Genomic DNA, 15,178 nt, shown 5'->3' on the forward strand with positions numbered 1-15,178 from the left:
CGTGCAGTCGTACGCCGCGGTCGATCTCGGCGCCTCCAGCGGGCGGGTGATGGTCGGCCGGGTGAGCCCGGACTCGCTGGAACTGAGCGAGGCGCACCGGTTCCCCAACCGCCCGGTGCGCCTCGCGGAGGGGCTGCACTGGGACGTCCTCGCGCTGTACGACGGGATCCTTCAGGGGCTGCGGACGGCGGGCCAGGTGGATTCCGTCGGCATCGACAGCTGGGCCGTCGACTACGGCCTGCTGGACGCGGACGGCGCCCTGCTGGGCAACCCGGTGCACTATCGCGACGCCCGCACCGAGGGCGTCGCGGAGAAGGTGTGGGCGACCGTGCCGGCCGCCGAGCTGTACGCGGCGACGGGCATCCAGTACGCGCCCTTCAACACCCTGTACCAGCTCACGGCCGCCCGCGGGAGGCGCCAACTGTCCTATGCCGAGCGGGTGTTGCTCGTCCCGGATCTGATGTCGTACTGGCTGACCGGCGAACAGGGCACCGAGCTGACCAACGCCTCGACGACCCAGCTGATCGACCCCCGGACGCGGACGTGGTCGTACGACCTCGCCCACCGCCTCGGTGTCGACCTCGGCCTGTTCGCGCCGCTGCGGCAGCCCGGCGACCCGGCCGGGGTGCTGCGGCCTCAGGTGCTGGAGGAGACCGGGCTGACCGGTCCGGTGCCGGTGACGGCCGTCGGCTCGCACGACACCGCCTCCGCGGTGGCCGCCGTCCCGGCCACCGGCGGGACCTTCGCCTACATCTGCACCGGTACCTGGTCCCTGGCGGGACTGGAGCTGACCGCTCCGGTGCTCACCGAGGAGAGCCGGACCGCGAACTTCACCAACGAGCTGGGGCTCGACGGCACGGTCCGGTATCTGCGCAACATCATGGGGCTGTGGCTGCTCCAGGAGTGCCAACGAGCCTGGGGCGAGCCGGACCTGGGCCGGCTGTTGCGCGAGGCCGGCGCCGTGCCCGCGCTGCGCTCGGTGGTCGACGCCGGGGACGAGACGTTCCTCGCGCCGGGGCGTATGCCGGAGCGGATCGCCGAGGCGTGCCGGGCGTCCGGGCAGCCGGTCCCGGCGACGCGGGCCGAGGTCACCCGGTGCATCCTGGACTCGCTGGCCCTCGCCCACCGGCGGGCCGTCGAGGACGCACAGCGGCTGGCCGACCACCCGGTGGACGTGGTGTACCTCGTCGGCGGCGGCACCCGCAACGCGCTGCTGTGCCAGCTGACCGCCGACGCCTGCGGGCTGCCCGTGGTCGCCGGTGCGACGGAGGCGGCGGCCCTCGGCAACGTCCTGGTCCAGGCCCGTGCCCACGGGCTCGTCGGTGACCTGGCCGCGATGCGCCGGCTGCTCACCCGTACCCAGCCGCTGACCCGGTACGCGCCCCGTGGTGACGGCGCGCGCTGGCGGGAGGCGGAGGCGCGGCTCGCCCCACGGTGAGCGGCGGTCTCCCTTCGACGGTATTCGCCCACTACCCTGCACTCGTCCGATGACCGACCCCTAGGAGCCGCGATGCGTGTCGCCCTGTTCCTGACCTGTGTCAACGACACGCTCTATCCGGACACCGGCCGCGCCGTGGTGAAGCTGCTGACCAGACTGGGTGTCGACGTCGACTTCCCGATGGGCCAGAGCTGCTGCGGGCAGGCGCACTACAACACCGGTTACCGGCACGAGGCCGAGCCGCTCGCCCGGCACTTCTCCGATGTCTTCGGCGAGTACGACGCGATCGTCACTCCGTCCGGATCCTGCGGGGCGATGGTGCGCGAGCTGTATCCGCGGATGGGCGAGCGGGCACGCGCCGAGGGGCGGGGGGACTCGCTGGCGCGGACGCTGGCGCCGGTGGTGCCGAAGACGTACGAGCTGACGGAGTTCCTGGTGGACGTGCTCGGGGTGACGGACGTCGGTGCCCACTACCCCCACAAGGTCACCTATCACCCGACCTGTCACGGACTGCGCGGCCTCCGACTCGGCGACCGGCCGCGCCGGCTGCTCCAGGCGGTCAAGGGGCTGGAGTTGGTGGAACTGCCGGGCGCCGAGGAGTGCTGCGGTTTCGGTGGCACGTTCGCGCTGAAGAACGCCGGAGTCTCGGCGGCGATGGGCGCGGACAAGGTGCGCAGCGCCGCGTCGACCGGCGCGGAGGTGCTGTGCGCGGCGGACAACTCGTGTCTGATGCACATCGGGGGCACCATGAGCCGCCTGGACGTGGGCATGCGGCCGGTACACATCGCGGAGATCCTGGCGAGCACGGAGGAGGAACCGGCGGCATGAGCGGAACGTTCGTCGGCATGCCGGCCTTTCCGAAGGCGGCTCACGACGCCCTGGGCGACCCGACCCTGCGCGGCAACCTGCGGCACGCCACGCACACCATCCGTGCCAAACGGGCCCGCGCGGTGGCCGAGCTGGACGACTGGGCGGCACTGCGCGAGGCCGGTCGCCGGATCAAGGACCACACCCTGCGCCATCTCGACCGCTATCTGGTGCAGTTGGAGGAGTCGGTCACCGCCGCGGGCGGTACGGTCCACTGGGCCGCGGACGCCGAGGAGGCCAACCGGATCGTCGCCGGCCTGGTGAAGGCGACCGGCGAGTCGGAGGTCGTCAAGGTCAAGTCGATGGCCACACAGGAGATCGGGCTCAACGAGGCCCTCGAGAAGGAGGGCGTCCGCGCCTACGAGACCGATCTCGCCGAGCTGATCGTGCAGTTGGGCAGGGACCGGCCCTCGCACATCCTGGTGCCGGCCATCCACCGCAACCGGGGCGAGATCCGGGACATCTTCCGCTCCGAGATGGCCGCGTGGGGCCGCCCGGCCCCGGAGGACCTGACCGACACCCCCGCCGAACTCGCCGAGGCCGCCAGGCTGCACCTGCGGGAGAAGTTCCTGCGCGCCAAGGTCGGCATCTCCGGCGCGAACTTCATGGTCGCCGAGACCGGCACCCTCGTCGTCGTGGAGTCCGAGGGCAACGGCCGGATGTGCCTGACCCTGCCGGAGAGGCTGATCTCGGTCGTCGGCATCGAGAAGGTCGTCCCCACCTGGCGGGACCTGGAGGTCTTCCTGCAGACCCTCCCCCGCTCCTCCACCGCCGAGCGCATGAACCCCTACACGTCGATGTGGACCGGCACATCCGGCGACGACGGACCCCGGACCTTCCACCTCGTCCTGCTCGACAACGGCCGCACCGACACCCTCGCCGACCGGGTCGGCCGCCAGGCCCTGCGCTGCATCCGCTGCTCGGCCTGCCTGAACGTGTGCCCGGTGTACGAGCGGGCGGGCGGCCACGCCTACGGCTCGGTCTATCCGGGCCCGATCGGCGCGATCCTCAGCCCCCAACTCCGTGGGACGGCGAGCGAGATCGACGCCTCGCTGCCGTACGCGTCGAGTCTGTGCGGCGCCTGCTACGAGGTGTGCCCGGTCGCCATCGACATCCCCGAGGTGCTGGTGCATCTGCGGGAGCGGGTCGTGGAAGGCGGCCCGGCGGTCCGGCAGGGCAACAGGGTCGTGCTGAAACCGGCCAAGGGGCATGCGGCCGAGCGGGCGGCGATGCGCGCGGCGCGCTGGGCGTTCACCCACCCCGGCGCCCTGCGCACCGGACAGCGGCTCGCCTCCCGCACCCGCCGGCTGCACCCGCGCGCCCTGCCGGGGCCGGGCAGAGCCTGGAGCGGCACCCGGGACCTGCCCGCCGTACCGGCGGAGCCCTTCCGGGACTGGTGGCAGCGCACCCGCGGTGGAAAGGACGGCACCAAGTGAGCAGCAGGGAACGGATCCTGGGCCGGGTACGGCGCGCGCTCGCCGACGTGGCTCCGGACGAGCGGCCGTACGAGGAGGCCGTGGACCGGGACTACCTGCGGGAGCACGGGGGCCGCACGACCGGGCAGACGGTGGAGCTACTGGCCGAGAACCTCGCGGACTACCGGGCGATCGTGCACCGCAGCGACGCCGAGGAGCTGCCGTACCTCGTGATGCGGCTGCTGAACGAGCGCGGGTGCCAGGAGGTGCTGGTGCCTCCCGGGCTGCCGCCGGAGTGGATGTCCGCCGCGGACCCGGTGCGGATCCACGACCGGGCAGTGAGCACACCGCAGCGGCTGGACCGGGTGGGCAGCGTGGTGACGGGCTGTGCCGTGGCGATCGCGGAGACCGGGACGATCGTCCTGGACGGCTCCCCCGACCAGGGCCGGCGCCGTATCTCGCTCATCCCGGACCACCACATCTGTGTCGTCCGCGTCCCGGACCAGGTGGTCTCCTCGGTCCCGCAGGCCCTCGAACGCCTCGACCCGACCCGCCCGTTGACGTGGATCTCCGGTCCGTCGGCCACGAGCGACATCGAGCTGGACCGGGTGGAGGGCGTGCACGGTCCGCGCACCCTGGAAGTGATCCTGCTGAGCTGACCCGATGTCACTTCCGCCGTGTCACCCCTTCGGTGCGCTGGTGTTGCGGCTGAGGAAGCCGAAGGCGGCCGGATACAGCCGTGTCCAGGTGTTGTAGTTGTGGCCGCCCTCGGGCAGCACCAGGGTCCGGGGCTGGACGGCGGTGCCGGCCGCGGCCCGCGTGAACTGCTCGATGTAGTGCGGCGGGCTGAGGCGGTCCTGGGCGGACGTGGCCAGGAACAGACCGACCGAAGCCTTGGTGTGCCGCACCATGTACGTGGGGCTGGTCAGCCTGCGCACCTTTGGGTCGCCGATCACGCCCTTGTCTCCGGTGAGCGGGTCGGGGTCCAGTGCGGCGCCCGCCGCGAAGACCTTGGGATAGGCAAGCGGAAGCCGGGCGGCGCAGAAGCCTCCGGTGGAGAAGCCCATCACGCCCCAGCCCTTGGCTCCGCGCAGGGTACGGAACTTGTGGCCGAGCAGTTCCGGTACGTCGGCCGCCATCCAGGTGGCCACTTTCCGGCCGGGTTCGTCGGTGCAGTCGGTGTCGATACCGCCCGGGTCGACCACGGGCATGGCCAGGATGAAGGGATGGCTGGTGCGTGCTTTCATGAGCCGCTCGAAGTCCCCGGGCATACCGCCGTGCTCCAGCCAGGAAGCGGGGCCGCCCGGTACGCCGTGCAGGAGCAGCACGACCGGGAAGCGGGTGTGGCGGTACCGGGGCTGGTTGTACTCCGGCGGTGTCCAGACGATGACCTGTCCGGACAGGGCCGAATGCCGGCCGCGGAAGTACGTGTCCAGCAGTCCGGTTTCGGTGTGGGTGAACTTGGCGCGGTCCGCCGGGGGTCCGGGCATGGCCACGGCCCCGTTGTTGCGGCCCAGCAGGTCGGCCCAGGAGGCGTAGAGGCCGTAGTCGTTGTTGATCCACGTCGCGACCACGGAGATCGCGGTGAGCTGGCACAGGCCGATCATCAGGAACCGCACCAGCCAGCGCAGCGGCCGCGGCCCCCTGACGACCGACCACAGCACCATGGTCCCGACCACGCAGACTGCCGTGGCTGCGATCAGCAGGACGAAGAACGGTGTTCCCGTCAAGCTCAAGGGTCAACCTCCGGCACGTCCGTGATGAGTGACGATGTCTGGTTGCAACGCAATCACAGTCAGACGCGTTGATCCAAGCCGGTTCCGGCCACCATGGCCTTCGTCTCACCTCGTCGCCGAGCGTGCTTGGAGCGGCCCCGCTAGCGTGAGGACATGATCCGGTTCGAGCAGGTCACCAAGCGCTATCCGGACGGTACGACGGCCGTGGACGACCTCTCCTTCGAGGTGCCCGAGGGTGAGCTGGTCACGCTCGTCGGCCCGTCCGGCTGCGGCAAGACGACGACCATGATGATGGTCAACCGGCTGATCGAGCCGACCTCGGGCCGGATCTTCGTCGACGGCGAGGACATCGCCTCGGTCGATCCGGTGCGGCTGCGCCGGCGCATCGGGTACGTCATCCAGCAGGTGGGCCTCTTTCCGCATCGCACCGTCCTGGACAACACCGCGACCGTGCCCGCGCTGCTCGGCTGGAAGCGGGCCAGGGCGCGGGCGCGCGCCGCCGAACTGCTGGACCTGGTGGGGCTCGACCCGAGGACGGGGGCCAGCGGCAGCGGGTGGGGGTGGCGCGGGCCCTCGCCGCGGATCCACCGGTGCTGCTGATGGACGAGCCGTTCGGCGCGGTCGACCCGGTGGTGCGCGAGCAGTTGCAGGACGAGTTCCTGCGGATGCAGGCCGCGGTGCGCAAGACCGTGCTGCTCGTCACGCACGACATCGAGGAGGCGGTGCGGCTCGGTGACCGGATCGCCGTGTACGGGCAGGGCCGCATCGAGCAGTTCGACACGCCCGGCGCGGTGCTCGGTGCGCCCGCGACCCCGTACGTCGCCTCCTTCGTGGGCGCCGACCGGGGCCTGAAGCGGCTGTCGGTCACCACGATCGAGCCGGACGACCTGGAACAGCCGCCCGTCGCCCGCCTGGACGAACCCGCCGACCGGGCCGTCGAGCGGCTGCGGGCCGAGGGCGCCCGCTGGGCCGTGGTCCTCGACGCGCACGGCGACCTGCACGGCTGGGCCGGTCTCGAGGAACTGACGGCGGGCGGCACGGTCGGGGAGGTGACCCACCGGATGACCGCGTGGGTGCCGGTGGGCGCGCCGCTCAAGCAGGCGTTCGGCGTGATGCTCCAGTACGACGCCGGGTGGGTCGCGGTGCTGGACGGCGCGCGCTTCCTCGGCGTGCTCACCCCGGCGAAGCTGCACGAGGCCCTGCGCCGCTCGGTGGACGCGGATGCGCGGGGCGTGGCCCGGGGGCAGGTGTCGTTCGAGTCGGTGGCGGACGCCTGACCCCGGGGCGGTCGAACGCCCCCTCGGCCTTCGGAGTCACTTCAGCAGCCCCTTGTCCGTCAGATAGGCGCGGGCCACGTCGGCGGGCAGCCTGCGCCAGCTGTCGACCCGCTGGTTCAGGTCGGCCAGGTCGCGTGTGGTGAGCACGTCGTTGAGCCTGCCCAGCGCCTTCGCCACCCCCGCGCTGCCGGCCCGGGCGCGGTTGACCACCGGAACCACGTAGTCGGCGTTCTGCAGGTGCTTGTCGTCCGCGAGCAGGACCAGGCCGAAGGCGTCGAGGGTGGCGTCCGTGGTGGTGATCAGCACCATCTGGTCCCGGCCCTCCTGCACGGCCCGTTTGGCCTGCGTGGTGCCGACTCCCTTGGGATCGACACCGGTGATGTCGATGCCGTACACGCTTCTCAGCCCCGGCTCGCAGTACGGCCGTCGCACGCACTCGTCGCCGGCCGCGATGCGCACCTTCAGCTTCGCCGCGCCGAGGTCGCTGAGGGTCTTCAGGCCGTGGCGGCGGGCGTAGTCCGCGCGCACCGCGAAGGCGTTCTGGTCGACCGCACGGCCGGGCGCGAGGACGGTGAGGCCGCGGGGCGTGGCGAGTCGCCGCAGTGCGGTCATCGTCCTGCCGAGGTCGGGTGAGCCGACGGTTTCGGCGTCGGCGCCGTGGGTCTTGGCGTTCAGCCAGTCGGCGAAGGTGGCCGCGTACTCGGGGACGACGTCGATCTGGCCGGATTCCAGCGCGGGTTCGTACAGCTCCCGGTTGTTGACGGTGAGCAGGGAGGTCTTGTAGCCGGCCTGGTTCAGCAACTGGGCGTACATCTGGGCGAGCAGATCGCTCTCGGTGAAGCCGGCCGAGCCGATGGTGAGGTGGTGGCTGTCGCCGGGTGGGGCGGTGACCTGGCCACGGTTCTCCAGGGAAGGGCCGGTGGTGCAGGCGGTGACCGTGAGCAGGGTGAGGGCTGGCAGGGCTGTGAGGGCTCTTCTCATCGGCCGCCCCGCACCCACGCCGGTGCCAGTCGCTCGGCGATCTCGAAGACGCCCTCGACGACGAGTGCGAACCCGGCGACGAGCAGGGCGCCCGCGACCACCTGGGGCGTGCTGGCGAGGTTGAAGCCGGCGGTGATGATCCGGCCGAGACCGCCGCCTCCCGCGAGCGCGGCGATGGTGGCGGTGGCGACGAGCTGGACGGCGGCGATCCGCACCCCGCTCACGACCATCGGCAGCGCGAGGGGCAGTTCGACCCGCAGCAGCAGCTGCCGTCCGGTCATCCCCATCCCCCGGGCCGCCTGTACGACGCCGCGGTCGACCTCGCGCATGCCGACGTAGGCGTTGGTGAGCAGGGGCGGTACGGCGAACAGCACCAGGGCCACCACGGTGGGCCCCTCGCCCCACTGGCCGACCGGGGTGAGGAGCAGCAGGACCAGGACGGCGAACGTGGGCACGGCCCGGCCGACGTTGGAGATGTTGACGGCGAGCGCGCCGCCCTTGCCGAGGTGGCCGAGGACCAGGGCGACGGGCAGCGCGATCAGACAGCTGAGGAACAGGCAGACGACGGTGAGCACCAGGTGCTGCAGCAGTCGGTGCCGGACGCCGTCGTCACCCGACCAGTGCGCGGGGTCGGCGAGCCACTGCCAGGTCGCGGTGAGCGTGGTCATGCCCGGCCCGCCTTCGCCCCGAGGACCCTCGCGCGCGGCCGCCGTCGTCCTGCGGGCGCCCGTGCTCGGGCCGCCCGGGTCCACGGCGTGATCAGCCACTGCACGCCGAGCAGGAGCAGGTCGGCGGCGACGGCGATCAGCACGCAGAGCACGGACGCGGTGAGCACCTGGGCCTTGAAGTAGGTGTTCATGCCCGCGTAGATGAGATTGCCCAGCCCGCCGAAGCCGACGATCGCGCCGACCGTGACCAGGGAGACCGTCGAGACGGTGGCGATGCGCAGGCCGGCCATGGCGGCGGGCAGCGCGAGGGGCAGTTCCACGGTGAGCAGCAGCCGGATCGGGCCGTAGCCGAGGCCGCGCGCGGCCTGCCGGGTCTCCTCGGGGACGGCGCGCAGGCCCGCGAGGATGTTCCGGACGAGCAGGGTCAGCGAGTACAGCACGAGGCCGGCGACGACGAGGGTGGCCGAGAGGCCGTACAGGGGCAGGAGCAGGGAGAACATGGCCAGCGAGGGGATCGTGTAGAGGACCGTCGTCACGGCGAGCACCGGCCCGGCCGTCCAGCCCCAGCGGCGGGCCAGCACCGCGAGCGGCAGGGCGATGGCCAGGCCGATGAGGACCGACAGGACGGTCAGCTGGAGGTGCTGCACGACCGCGTCGAGGAGGATCTGGCGGCGGGTGCTGAGATAGGCGCCGCAGATCCATTCGTTGCGCGCGAGGCAGTCGTCCGGGGGCGCGGTCACGGTTTCATTGGACCGGGCGGGCGACGGGGCGGCGCGTTGGGCTGCCCCGTCCGGGTTCGGCAGCGCCCGGGAGGGGCACCGCTCAGTCCATCCCCGCCGCGTCCAGCAGCGCCGTCACCGTCGTCGTGGCCAGTCCGTCGTCCAGGTGCTCGACCTTCGCGCCGGCCCGGGCGCTGGCGCCGTCGAAGACCAGCACGAGCTGGCGGGCGAGCAGGTCGGGGGCGCGGGCGCCGCCGCGTTCGGCCTCGGCGCGGAAGGCGTCGGTCAGCCGTTGCTTGACGCCTCGGGCGACCTTGGTCGCCGGGTGCTCAGGGTCCTTCAGCTCGACCAGGACGGCCAGATAGGGGCAGCCGTGGTAGTCGGCGTCCACCGAGGCCCGCTCCAGGCGTTCGAAGACGTACAGGATGCGCTCGCGTGGAGTCGCGGCTTCCGGGTCGGGGTGCGCGAGCCGGGCCTCGTATCCGGGGATGCGCCGCTCCAGGCTCGCGGCGAGCATGGCGTCCTTGCTGTCGAAGAGCTGGTACATCGACCGCTTGGAGACGCCGGCCTCCCGGCACAGCGCCTCGATGCCGACGGAGACGCCGTCGCGGTACGAGAGCCGGCCGGCCGCGTCGAGCAGCCGGTCGCGGGGTGACACCTTCTCTGGGGAGGCCATGCAGCGAGGTTAACCGGCGGCGCGGACGAATGGAAACCGATCGGTGTATATCGCTGGACAGAGCTACTGAACAAGCGCTTAGATAGGTGCCCGGACACCCCTCTCCCGACCCGCCGGAGGCCCCGTTGTTCACGTCCGTCGACGACGTCGCCGCCCGCCTCGCCGAGACCGGCTACCTCGCCTCGCCCGCCGTCGCCACGACCGTCTTCCTCGCCGGCCGGCTGGGCAAGCCGCTGCTGGTGGAGGGCCCCGCCGGGGTCGGCAAGACCGAGCTGGCCAAGGCCGTCGCGCAGGTGGCCGGGGCCCGGCTGGTGCGGCTGCAGTGCTACGAGGGCGTGGACGAGTCCCGGGCGCTGTACGAGTGGAACCACGCCAAGCAGCTGCTGCGGATCAGCGCGGGCCGCGACGAGAACTGGGACGAGACCCGCACCGACATCTTCAGCGAGGAGTTCCTGCTCCCCCGCCCGCTGCTGACCGCCATCCGCGGCGACGAGCCGACGGTGCTGCTGATCGACGAGACCGACAAGGCCGACGTCGAGATGGAGGGGCTGCTGCTGGAGGTGCTCAGCGACTTCCAGATCACGGTTCCGGAACTGGGCACGGTCACCGCGACCCGGCGCCCGTTCGTCGTCCTCACCTCCAACGCCGCCCGGGAGCTGTCCGAGGCCCTGCGCCGCCGCTGTCTGTTCCTGCACATCGGCTTCCCCGAGGAGGAGCTGGAGCGGCGGATCGTACGGCTGAAGGTGCCCGGTCTCGACGCGGCGCTGGCCGAGTCGGTGGTCCGGGTGGTCGGCGCGCTGCGCGCGATGGACCTGCGCAAGGTGCCGTCCGTCGCCGAGACCATCGACTGGGCGCGCACCCTGCTGGCACTGGGCGCCGACACCCTGGACGAGACGGTGGTACGGGACAGCCTCGGGGTCATCCTCAAGCATCAGGACGACATCCAGAAGGCGGCGGCGAAGCTCGACCTGGACGCGCTGTGACCGAGGTCGCCGAACGGATCACCGGGCTGGTCGGGGCGCTGCGCGCGCACGGGGTGCGGATCGGCACCGGCGAGAGCGTGGACGCGGCCCGCGCGGTGGAGGCACTGGGGCTCGCGGACCGGGAGCGGCTGCGCGAGGGGCTGGCCGCGACGCTGCTGCACGGCCCCGGTCAGCGGGCGGTGTTCGACCCGGTCTTCGAGCTGTACTTCCCGCGCGGGGTCGGTGGCCCGGACCACGGCGGGCCCGCCGACCGCGAGGCGCTTCGCGACCGTCTGGCACAGGCCCTGGCGGCGGACGACCGTGCCCTGATGGCCCGGTTGGCGGTGGAGGCGGTCGACGGCATGGGCGGCTACGGCAGTACACCCGGCTCGGACGGCTGGTCGGCGTACCAGACGCTGGAACGGCTGCGCCCGCAGACCCTGTTGGCCCGGGTGCGGGCGGACGTCCGGGGCGGGAGCGGGAGTGGTGCCGGCTTCGCGGACCGGCTGCTGGACGACGAGATCCGCCGCCGCATCGAGGAGTTCCGGCGGATGGTGGGAGGAGAGGCCCGGCGCAGGGTCGCCGAGCGGCGTGGGCGGGACCAGATCGCCCGGCGCGGTGTCGTACCGACCGCGGACCGGGTGGACTTCCTGTACGCGAACCGAAACCAACTGGCCGAACTGCGCAGGGCGGTTCAGCCGCTCGCCCGCAAACTGGCCACCCGGCTCGCCGCGCGCCGGCGCCGGGCCGCGCGCGGCACCGTCGACCTGCGCCGCACCCTGCGCTCCTCGCTGTCCACGGGCGGGGTGCCGATGCGGCCGGTGCTGCGCCGGCGCCGCCCCGTCCGCCCCGAACTGGTGCTGCTGTGCGACGTGTCCGGCTCCGTGTCGGGCTTCTCCGACTTCACGATGCTGCTGGTGCAGGCGCTGCACGACCAGTTCAGCAAGGTCCGCGTGTTCGCCTTCGTCAACCGGCTCGACGAGGTGACCGGCCTGCTCGCCCACGGCCGCGCCGACCCCGACGGGCTCGGCGCCCGCATCCACGCGGAGGCCACGCTCACCGGCTGGCACGGCAGCAGCGACTACGGCATGGCACTGGGCGAGTTCGCGGAGCGGTACGGCGCCGCGGTGGGCCCGCGCACGACCGTGTTCGTCCTGGGTGACGCCCGGACGAACATGAGCGACCCGAACCTGGCCGCCGTACGCGAGGTCGCCGGGCGGGCCCGCCGCGTGTACTGGCTGAACCCCGAGCCACGGGACCGCTGGGGCACCGGCGACTCGGCCGCGCCCGCGTACGCCGAGCTGGTCGAGATGCACGAGTGCCGCACGGCCCGTCAGCTCAGCGCGCTGATCGCCCGGCTGCTGCCGGTGTGAGCGACTGGTCGCGAACGACGGCGATCGGCAGCGAAGGGCATACGCATCCACGGTGACCGCTCTGCGACGGGGACGGACCCGGATCACGCCTCGGGCCGCTGACACGACGACCGGGCCGCACGGTGTGCGACCCGGTCCTGCGGGCGGGCGGACCGCCGTACCCGCCCTCAGCCCTTCGCGTACTCCTTGGCCATCGTCCCGGCGAAGTCGAAGGCCACGACCTGCTCGTCGCCCACCACCCAGGCGTGCGATCGGCGCCACGGACTCCGGCCTGCGCCAACCGGGTTCGAAGGTGGCCACGGCGAAGTCCACCCCGGTCAGGCGAAGGGCTTCGAGGTGGCAGCGGGGGCAGTCGCGCCGGTGGCCCCGGACGCGATGACGGTCCCCCAGGGAGCCACGACGGGCACGGAAAATCGGTCGGTCATTGCCTGCAACCTCGGCCGGGGTCGGACGTCTGTCGGGATGGAGGCCTCCCCTGCGACCAGATGTCCGACCTCGAACGACCGAAGGAACCCATGTCAGCGCACCGAACATCCCGCCCCGGCCCTACCCGCCGACTGAGGGCCGCCCTGGGGGTTTCCGCCGTAGGCGCCGCCCTGGCCGTCGCCGGCACGATGACCGCCCAGGCGTCCCAGGACGGCGGCCACGCGACCCCGTCTCCCACGCCGTCAACGGCCCACACCGCAACCCCGTCCCCGGTACCCTCACCGATCCACACCGCAACCCCGTCCCCCGTGCCGTCACCGGCCCGCACGGCAACCCCGTCCCCGGTACCGGCGCCGACCCGCGCCGCCCCGAGCCCCGTGCCGTCGTCTCCCCCGCACGCCACCCCGAGCCCCGTACCGTCACCCACCCGCGCCACCCCGAGCCCCCTGCCCGCACCGGCGCGGCACGGGCACGGTCCGCGCCGCGGCATCGGCGCACCGGCGCCGGTTCCACAGCAGTACTGAGCAGCAGCACCTAGGCAGGGCCGGAAGCGGGCCGTCGCTCGGCGGCGCCCCGCTTCCGGCTCCGGGAGAACCATGACGACAGCCACACCACCGCCGACGGCCCTGCCCTGGGGCCGGGCGTCCGGCATCCCTCAACGCCCCACACCCTGGCGGCGGTTCACGCAGGCAGTGCGCGCCCGAGCCCTCGCTCGCCTGCTCACCCGCGCCGGTGCGGGCACACCCGTCGATCCGGCTCCCGGTACCGGCGTCACCGGCATCGGCGCGGTTCGAGCGGTACCCCTGACCGGCGCCGAACAGCCGCCGGGGATCGAGGCGTTGTACCACCACCGCCGGCTCGCCCTGGTCCGGCTCGCGGTGCTGCTGGTGGACGACCTGCCCACCGCCGAGGACGTGGTGCAGGACGCCTTCACCGCGCTGTTCCGCCGGCACGGTCACCGGCTCGCCTCGCTCGACGACCCGGAGGCGTATCTGAGGACCAGCGTCGTCAACGCGGCCCGCTCGGTGCTGCGCCGGCGCAGGACCGTACGGGCGCACACCCCCGCCCCCGAGCAGCACGCACCCGCCCCGGAGGAGGACGTGCTGCTGCACGAGGACCACCGCGAGGTGCTGGCGGCGCTGCGCACCCTGACCCGGCGGCAGCGGGAGGTGCTGGTGCTGCGGTACTGGTCGCATCTCAGCGAGGCCGAGATCGCGGCGACGCTCGGCCTGTCACGCGGTGCCGTCAAGTCCACGGCCAGCCGGGCCCTGGACGCCCTCGGCCGACGTCTGGAGGGGCTGCGATGAACGAGTCCGGTACCGGGACCGCGCAGACGCCCGTCGAGGACCGGCTGCGGGCCGCGCTGGCCGCGCGGGCGCACTCCGTCGGCCCCGCCGACCTGCGGCCGCTGCGGCCGCCGACGGCGGTGGTGCTCCCCCGCCGGTTGCTGCGCCGTGTCGTGGTGGGCGCGCTGGCGCTGGCCGCCGTGGCCGCGCTGGTGTTCTTCACGGTCCGCGGCGGCCGACCCTACCCGACCGAACCGGCCCGCCCCCCGCACCCGACGACCGGCACGCCGTCCCCGGTTCCGAGCGCGGTCACCCCGTCCACGGCCGAGCCGTCACCGAGCGCGCCCCCACCGTGACTCCGCATTCCGTAAGTCACTTGATTGACTTGACCAAGGGAAATGCGCGTTTCCGCACTCACCGGTACGACGCCCGCCCCGCTAAGTTGGGCGCCATGAGCAATCTTGACCGCGCGCCCGTGCCCAGCGTCTGCGGCGGCCGCGGATTCGTCGTGGCCGAACCCGTCCGCGAACTGCTGAGTCCCCGTCAGGTCAGGCTCGGCGAGTCGGCCGAGGTACGCCGGCTGCTGCCGAACCTCGGCCGCCGGATGATCGGCGCGTGGGCCTTCGTCGACCACTACGGGCCCGACGACATCGCCGACGAGCCCGGCATGCAGGTCCCGCCGCACCCGCACATCGGGCTGCAGACGGTCAGCTGGCTGCACGAGGGCGAGGTGCTGCACCGCGACTCGACGGGCAGCCTGCAGACGATCCGGCCCGGGGAACTGGGCCTGATGACCTCGGGCCGCGGGATCAGCCACTCCGAGGAGAGCCCCCGCCCGCACGCCCGTTTCCTGCACGGCGCCCAGCTGTGGGTGGCACTGCCCGACCAACACCGCCACACCGACCCCAGGTTCGAACACCACCCCGAGCTGCCCACGGTCACCGCCCCGGGCCTGACCGCCACGGTGATCCTCGGCGACCTCGACGGCTCCGCCTCGCCCGGTACGACGTACACCCCGATCGTCGGCGCCGACCTCGCCCTCACCCGGGGCGCCGACGTCCGGCTGCCCCTGGAGCCCGACTTCGAGTACGGCGTGCTGGCCATGTCCGGCGAGGTCCATGTGGACGGCGTTCCGGTGCTTCCCGGTTCCCTGCTCTACCTCGGCTGCGGACGCCTCGAACTCCCGCTGCGCGCCGAGTCCGACGCCAAAGTCATGCTGCTGGGCGGGGAGCCGTTCGCGGAAGAGCTGCTCATGTGGTGGAACTTCCTGGCCCGCACCCAGACCGAGATCGAGCAGGCCCGCGAAGACTGGATGAAGGGGCCCCGTTTCGGCGAGGTGAAGGGCTACGACGGG

At 72.7% G+C, this 15,178-nt stretch carries 14 protein-coding genes and 2 pseudogenes; 10 read left to right on the plus strand and 6 right to left on the minus strand.

The window, feature by feature from the left end; all coding sequences use genetic code 11:
• Window position 1 precedes the first annotated feature (1 nt).
• The 4 genes from ACFYZB_RS44095 to ACFYZB_RS44110 all read left to right on the plus strand — a co-directional run bounded on the left by ACFYZB_RS44095 (window position 2) and on the right by ACFYZB_RS44110 (window position 4,379).
• The gene (locus ACFYZB_RS44095; protein WP_388767539.1) at window positions 2–1,438 is read left to right on the plus strand and encodes a rhamnulokinase family protein; all 1,437 of its coding nucleotides are present in this window, start codon (window positions 2–4) and stop codon (window positions 1,436–1,438) included.
• 72 nt (window positions 1,439–1,510) lie between these two features.
• A complete protein-coding gene (locus ACFYZB_RS44100; protein WP_388767523.1) occupies window positions 1,511–2,266 on the plus strand; it encodes a (Fe-S)-binding protein in 756 nt (251 codons plus the stop codon).
• Complete coding sequence (locus tag ACFYZB_RS44105; protein WP_388767524.1) at window positions 2,263–3,741, plus strand: lactate utilization protein B; 1,479 nt, start codon at window positions 2,263–2,265, stop codon at window positions 3,739–3,741. Before ACFYZB_RS44100 ends, ACFYZB_RS44105 begins: the two co-directional genes overlap by 4 nt.
• The gene (locus ACFYZB_RS44110) at window positions 3,738–4,379 is read left to right on the plus strand and encodes a lactate utilization protein C (protein ID WP_388767525.1); all 642 of its coding nucleotides are present in this window, start codon (window positions 3,738–3,740) and stop codon (window positions 4,377–4,379) included. The genes ACFYZB_RS44105 and ACFYZB_RS44110 overlap by 4 nt, the downstream gene beginning before the upstream one ends.
• Window positions 4,380–4,400: 21 nt before the next feature.
• On the opposite strand, the gene ACFYZB_RS44115 is transcribed toward ACFYZB_RS44110, so the two are convergent.
• Window positions 4,401–5,450, minus strand: coding sequence for an alpha/beta hydrolase (locus ACFYZB_RS44115; RefSeq protein ID WP_388767526.1), 1,050 nt, complete (start codon window positions 5,448–5,450; stop codon window positions 4,401–4,403).
• 159 nt (window positions 5,451–5,609) lie between these two features.
• Between ACFYZB_RS44115 and ACFYZB_RS44120 the strand changes: the two are divergent.
• Window positions 5,610–6,733: pseudogene (locus ACFYZB_RS44120) on the plus strand (ATP-binding cassette domain-containing protein).
• Window positions 6,734–6,769: 36 nt separating this feature from the next.
• Here the strand turns inward: ACFYZB_RS44120 and ACFYZB_RS44125 are convergent.
• From ACFYZB_RS44125 to ACFYZB_RS44140, 4 genes are all read right to left on the minus strand, one after another.
• Window positions 6,770–7,714 (minus strand): ABC transporter substrate-binding protein, encoded by a 945-nt coding sequence (locus tag ACFYZB_RS44125; protein WP_388767527.1) that lies wholly within the window; start codon window positions 7,712–7,714, stop codon window positions 6,770–6,772.
• A complete protein-coding gene (locus ACFYZB_RS44130; RefSeq protein ID WP_351215877.1) occupies window positions 7,711–8,382 on the minus strand; it encodes an ABC transporter permease in 672 nt (223 codons plus the stop codon). The genes ACFYZB_RS44125 and ACFYZB_RS44130 overlap by 4 nt, the downstream gene beginning before the upstream one ends.
• Window positions 8,379–9,122, minus strand: a complete 744-nt coding sequence (locus tag ACFYZB_RS44135) for an ABC transporter permease (RefSeq protein WP_388767529.1) — start codon at window positions 9,120–9,122, stop codon at window positions 8,379–8,381. Before ACFYZB_RS44135 ends, ACFYZB_RS44130 begins: the two co-directional genes overlap by 4 nt.
• Before the next feature lie 82 nt (window positions 9,123–9,204).
• Entirely contained in the window at window positions 9,205–9,777 is a 573-nt protein-coding gene (locus ACFYZB_RS44140; RefSeq protein ID WP_388767531.1) for a TetR/AcrR family transcriptional regulator, read from the minus strand.
• Between the two features lie 125 nt (window positions 9,778–9,902).
• On the opposite strand from ACFYZB_RS44140, the gene ACFYZB_RS44145 reads away from it, so the two are divergent.
• Window positions 9,903–10,760, plus strand: coding sequence for an AAA family ATPase (locus tag ACFYZB_RS44145; RefSeq protein WP_388767532.1), 858 nt, complete (start codon window positions 9,903–9,905; stop codon window positions 10,758–10,760).
• Window positions 10,757–12,112, plus strand: coding sequence for a VWA domain-containing protein (locus ACFYZB_RS44150; RefSeq protein ID WP_388767533.1), 1,356 nt, complete (start codon window positions 10,757–10,759; stop codon window positions 12,110–12,112). The genes ACFYZB_RS44145 and ACFYZB_RS44150 overlap by 4 nt, the downstream gene beginning before the upstream one ends.
• A 167-nt stretch (window positions 12,113–12,279) precedes the next feature.
• Here ACFYZB_RS44150 and ACFYZB_RS44155 read toward each other — a convergent pair.
• A pseudogene (locus ACFYZB_RS44155) lies at window positions 12,280–12,502 on the minus strand (hypothetical protein).
• A gap of 632 nt (window positions 12,503–13,134) precedes the next feature.
• On the opposite strand from ACFYZB_RS44155, the gene ACFYZB_RS44160 reads away from it, so the two are divergent.
• The 3 genes from ACFYZB_RS44160 to ACFYZB_RS44170 all read left to right on the plus strand — a co-directional run.
• On the plus strand, window positions 13,135–13,845 hold the full coding sequence (locus tag ACFYZB_RS44160) for an RNA polymerase sigma factor (protein ID WP_388767534.1): 711 nt from the start codon (window positions 13,135–13,137) through the stop codon (window positions 13,843–13,845).
• Entirely contained in the window at window positions 13,842–14,180 is a 339-nt protein-coding gene (locus ACFYZB_RS44165) for a hypothetical protein (protein WP_388767536.1), read from the plus strand. The genes ACFYZB_RS44160 and ACFYZB_RS44165 overlap by 4 nt, the downstream gene beginning before the upstream one ends.
• Before the next feature lie 95 nt (window positions 14,181–14,275).
• The coding region (locus tag ACFYZB_RS44170) for a pirin family protein (protein WP_388767537.1) at window positions 14,276–15,178 on the plus strand (903 nt) is incomplete at its 3' end.

It is taken from the genome of Streptomyces sp. NPDC001852 (genome assembly GCF_042891825.1).
GTDB lineage: Bacteria > Actinomycetota > Actinomycetes > Streptomycetales > Streptomycetaceae > Streptomyces.

Coding starts and splice junctions, on each gene's coding strand:
- ACFYZB_RS44165 (WP_388767536.1), top strand. CDS start 13,842: ATGAACGAGTCCGGTACCGGGACCGCGCAGACGCCCGTCGAGGACCGG.
- ACFYZB_RS44130 (WP_351215877.1), bottom strand. CDS start 8,382: ATGACCACGCTCACCGCGACCTGGCAGTGGCTCGCCGACCCCGCGCAC.
- ACFYZB_RS44160 (WP_388767534.1), top strand. CDS start 13,135: ATGACGACAGCCACACCACCGCCGACGGCCCTGCCCTGGGGCCGGGCG.
- ACFYZB_RS44105 (WP_388767524.1), top strand. CDS start 2,263: ATGAGCGGAACGTTCGTCGGCATGCCGGCCTTTCCGAAGGCGGCTCAC.
- ACFYZB_RS44100 (WP_388767523.1), top strand. CDS start 1,511: ATGCGTGTCGCCCTGTTCCTGACCTGTGTCAACGACACGCTCTATCCG.
- ACFYZB_RS44140 (WP_388767531.1), bottom strand. CDS start 9,777: ATGGCCTCCCCAGAGAAGGTGTCACCCCGCGACCGGCTGCTCGACGCG.
- ACFYZB_RS44125 (WP_388767527.1), bottom strand. CDS start 7,714: ATGAGAAGAGCCCTCACAGCCCTGCCAGCCCTCACCCTGCTCACGGTC.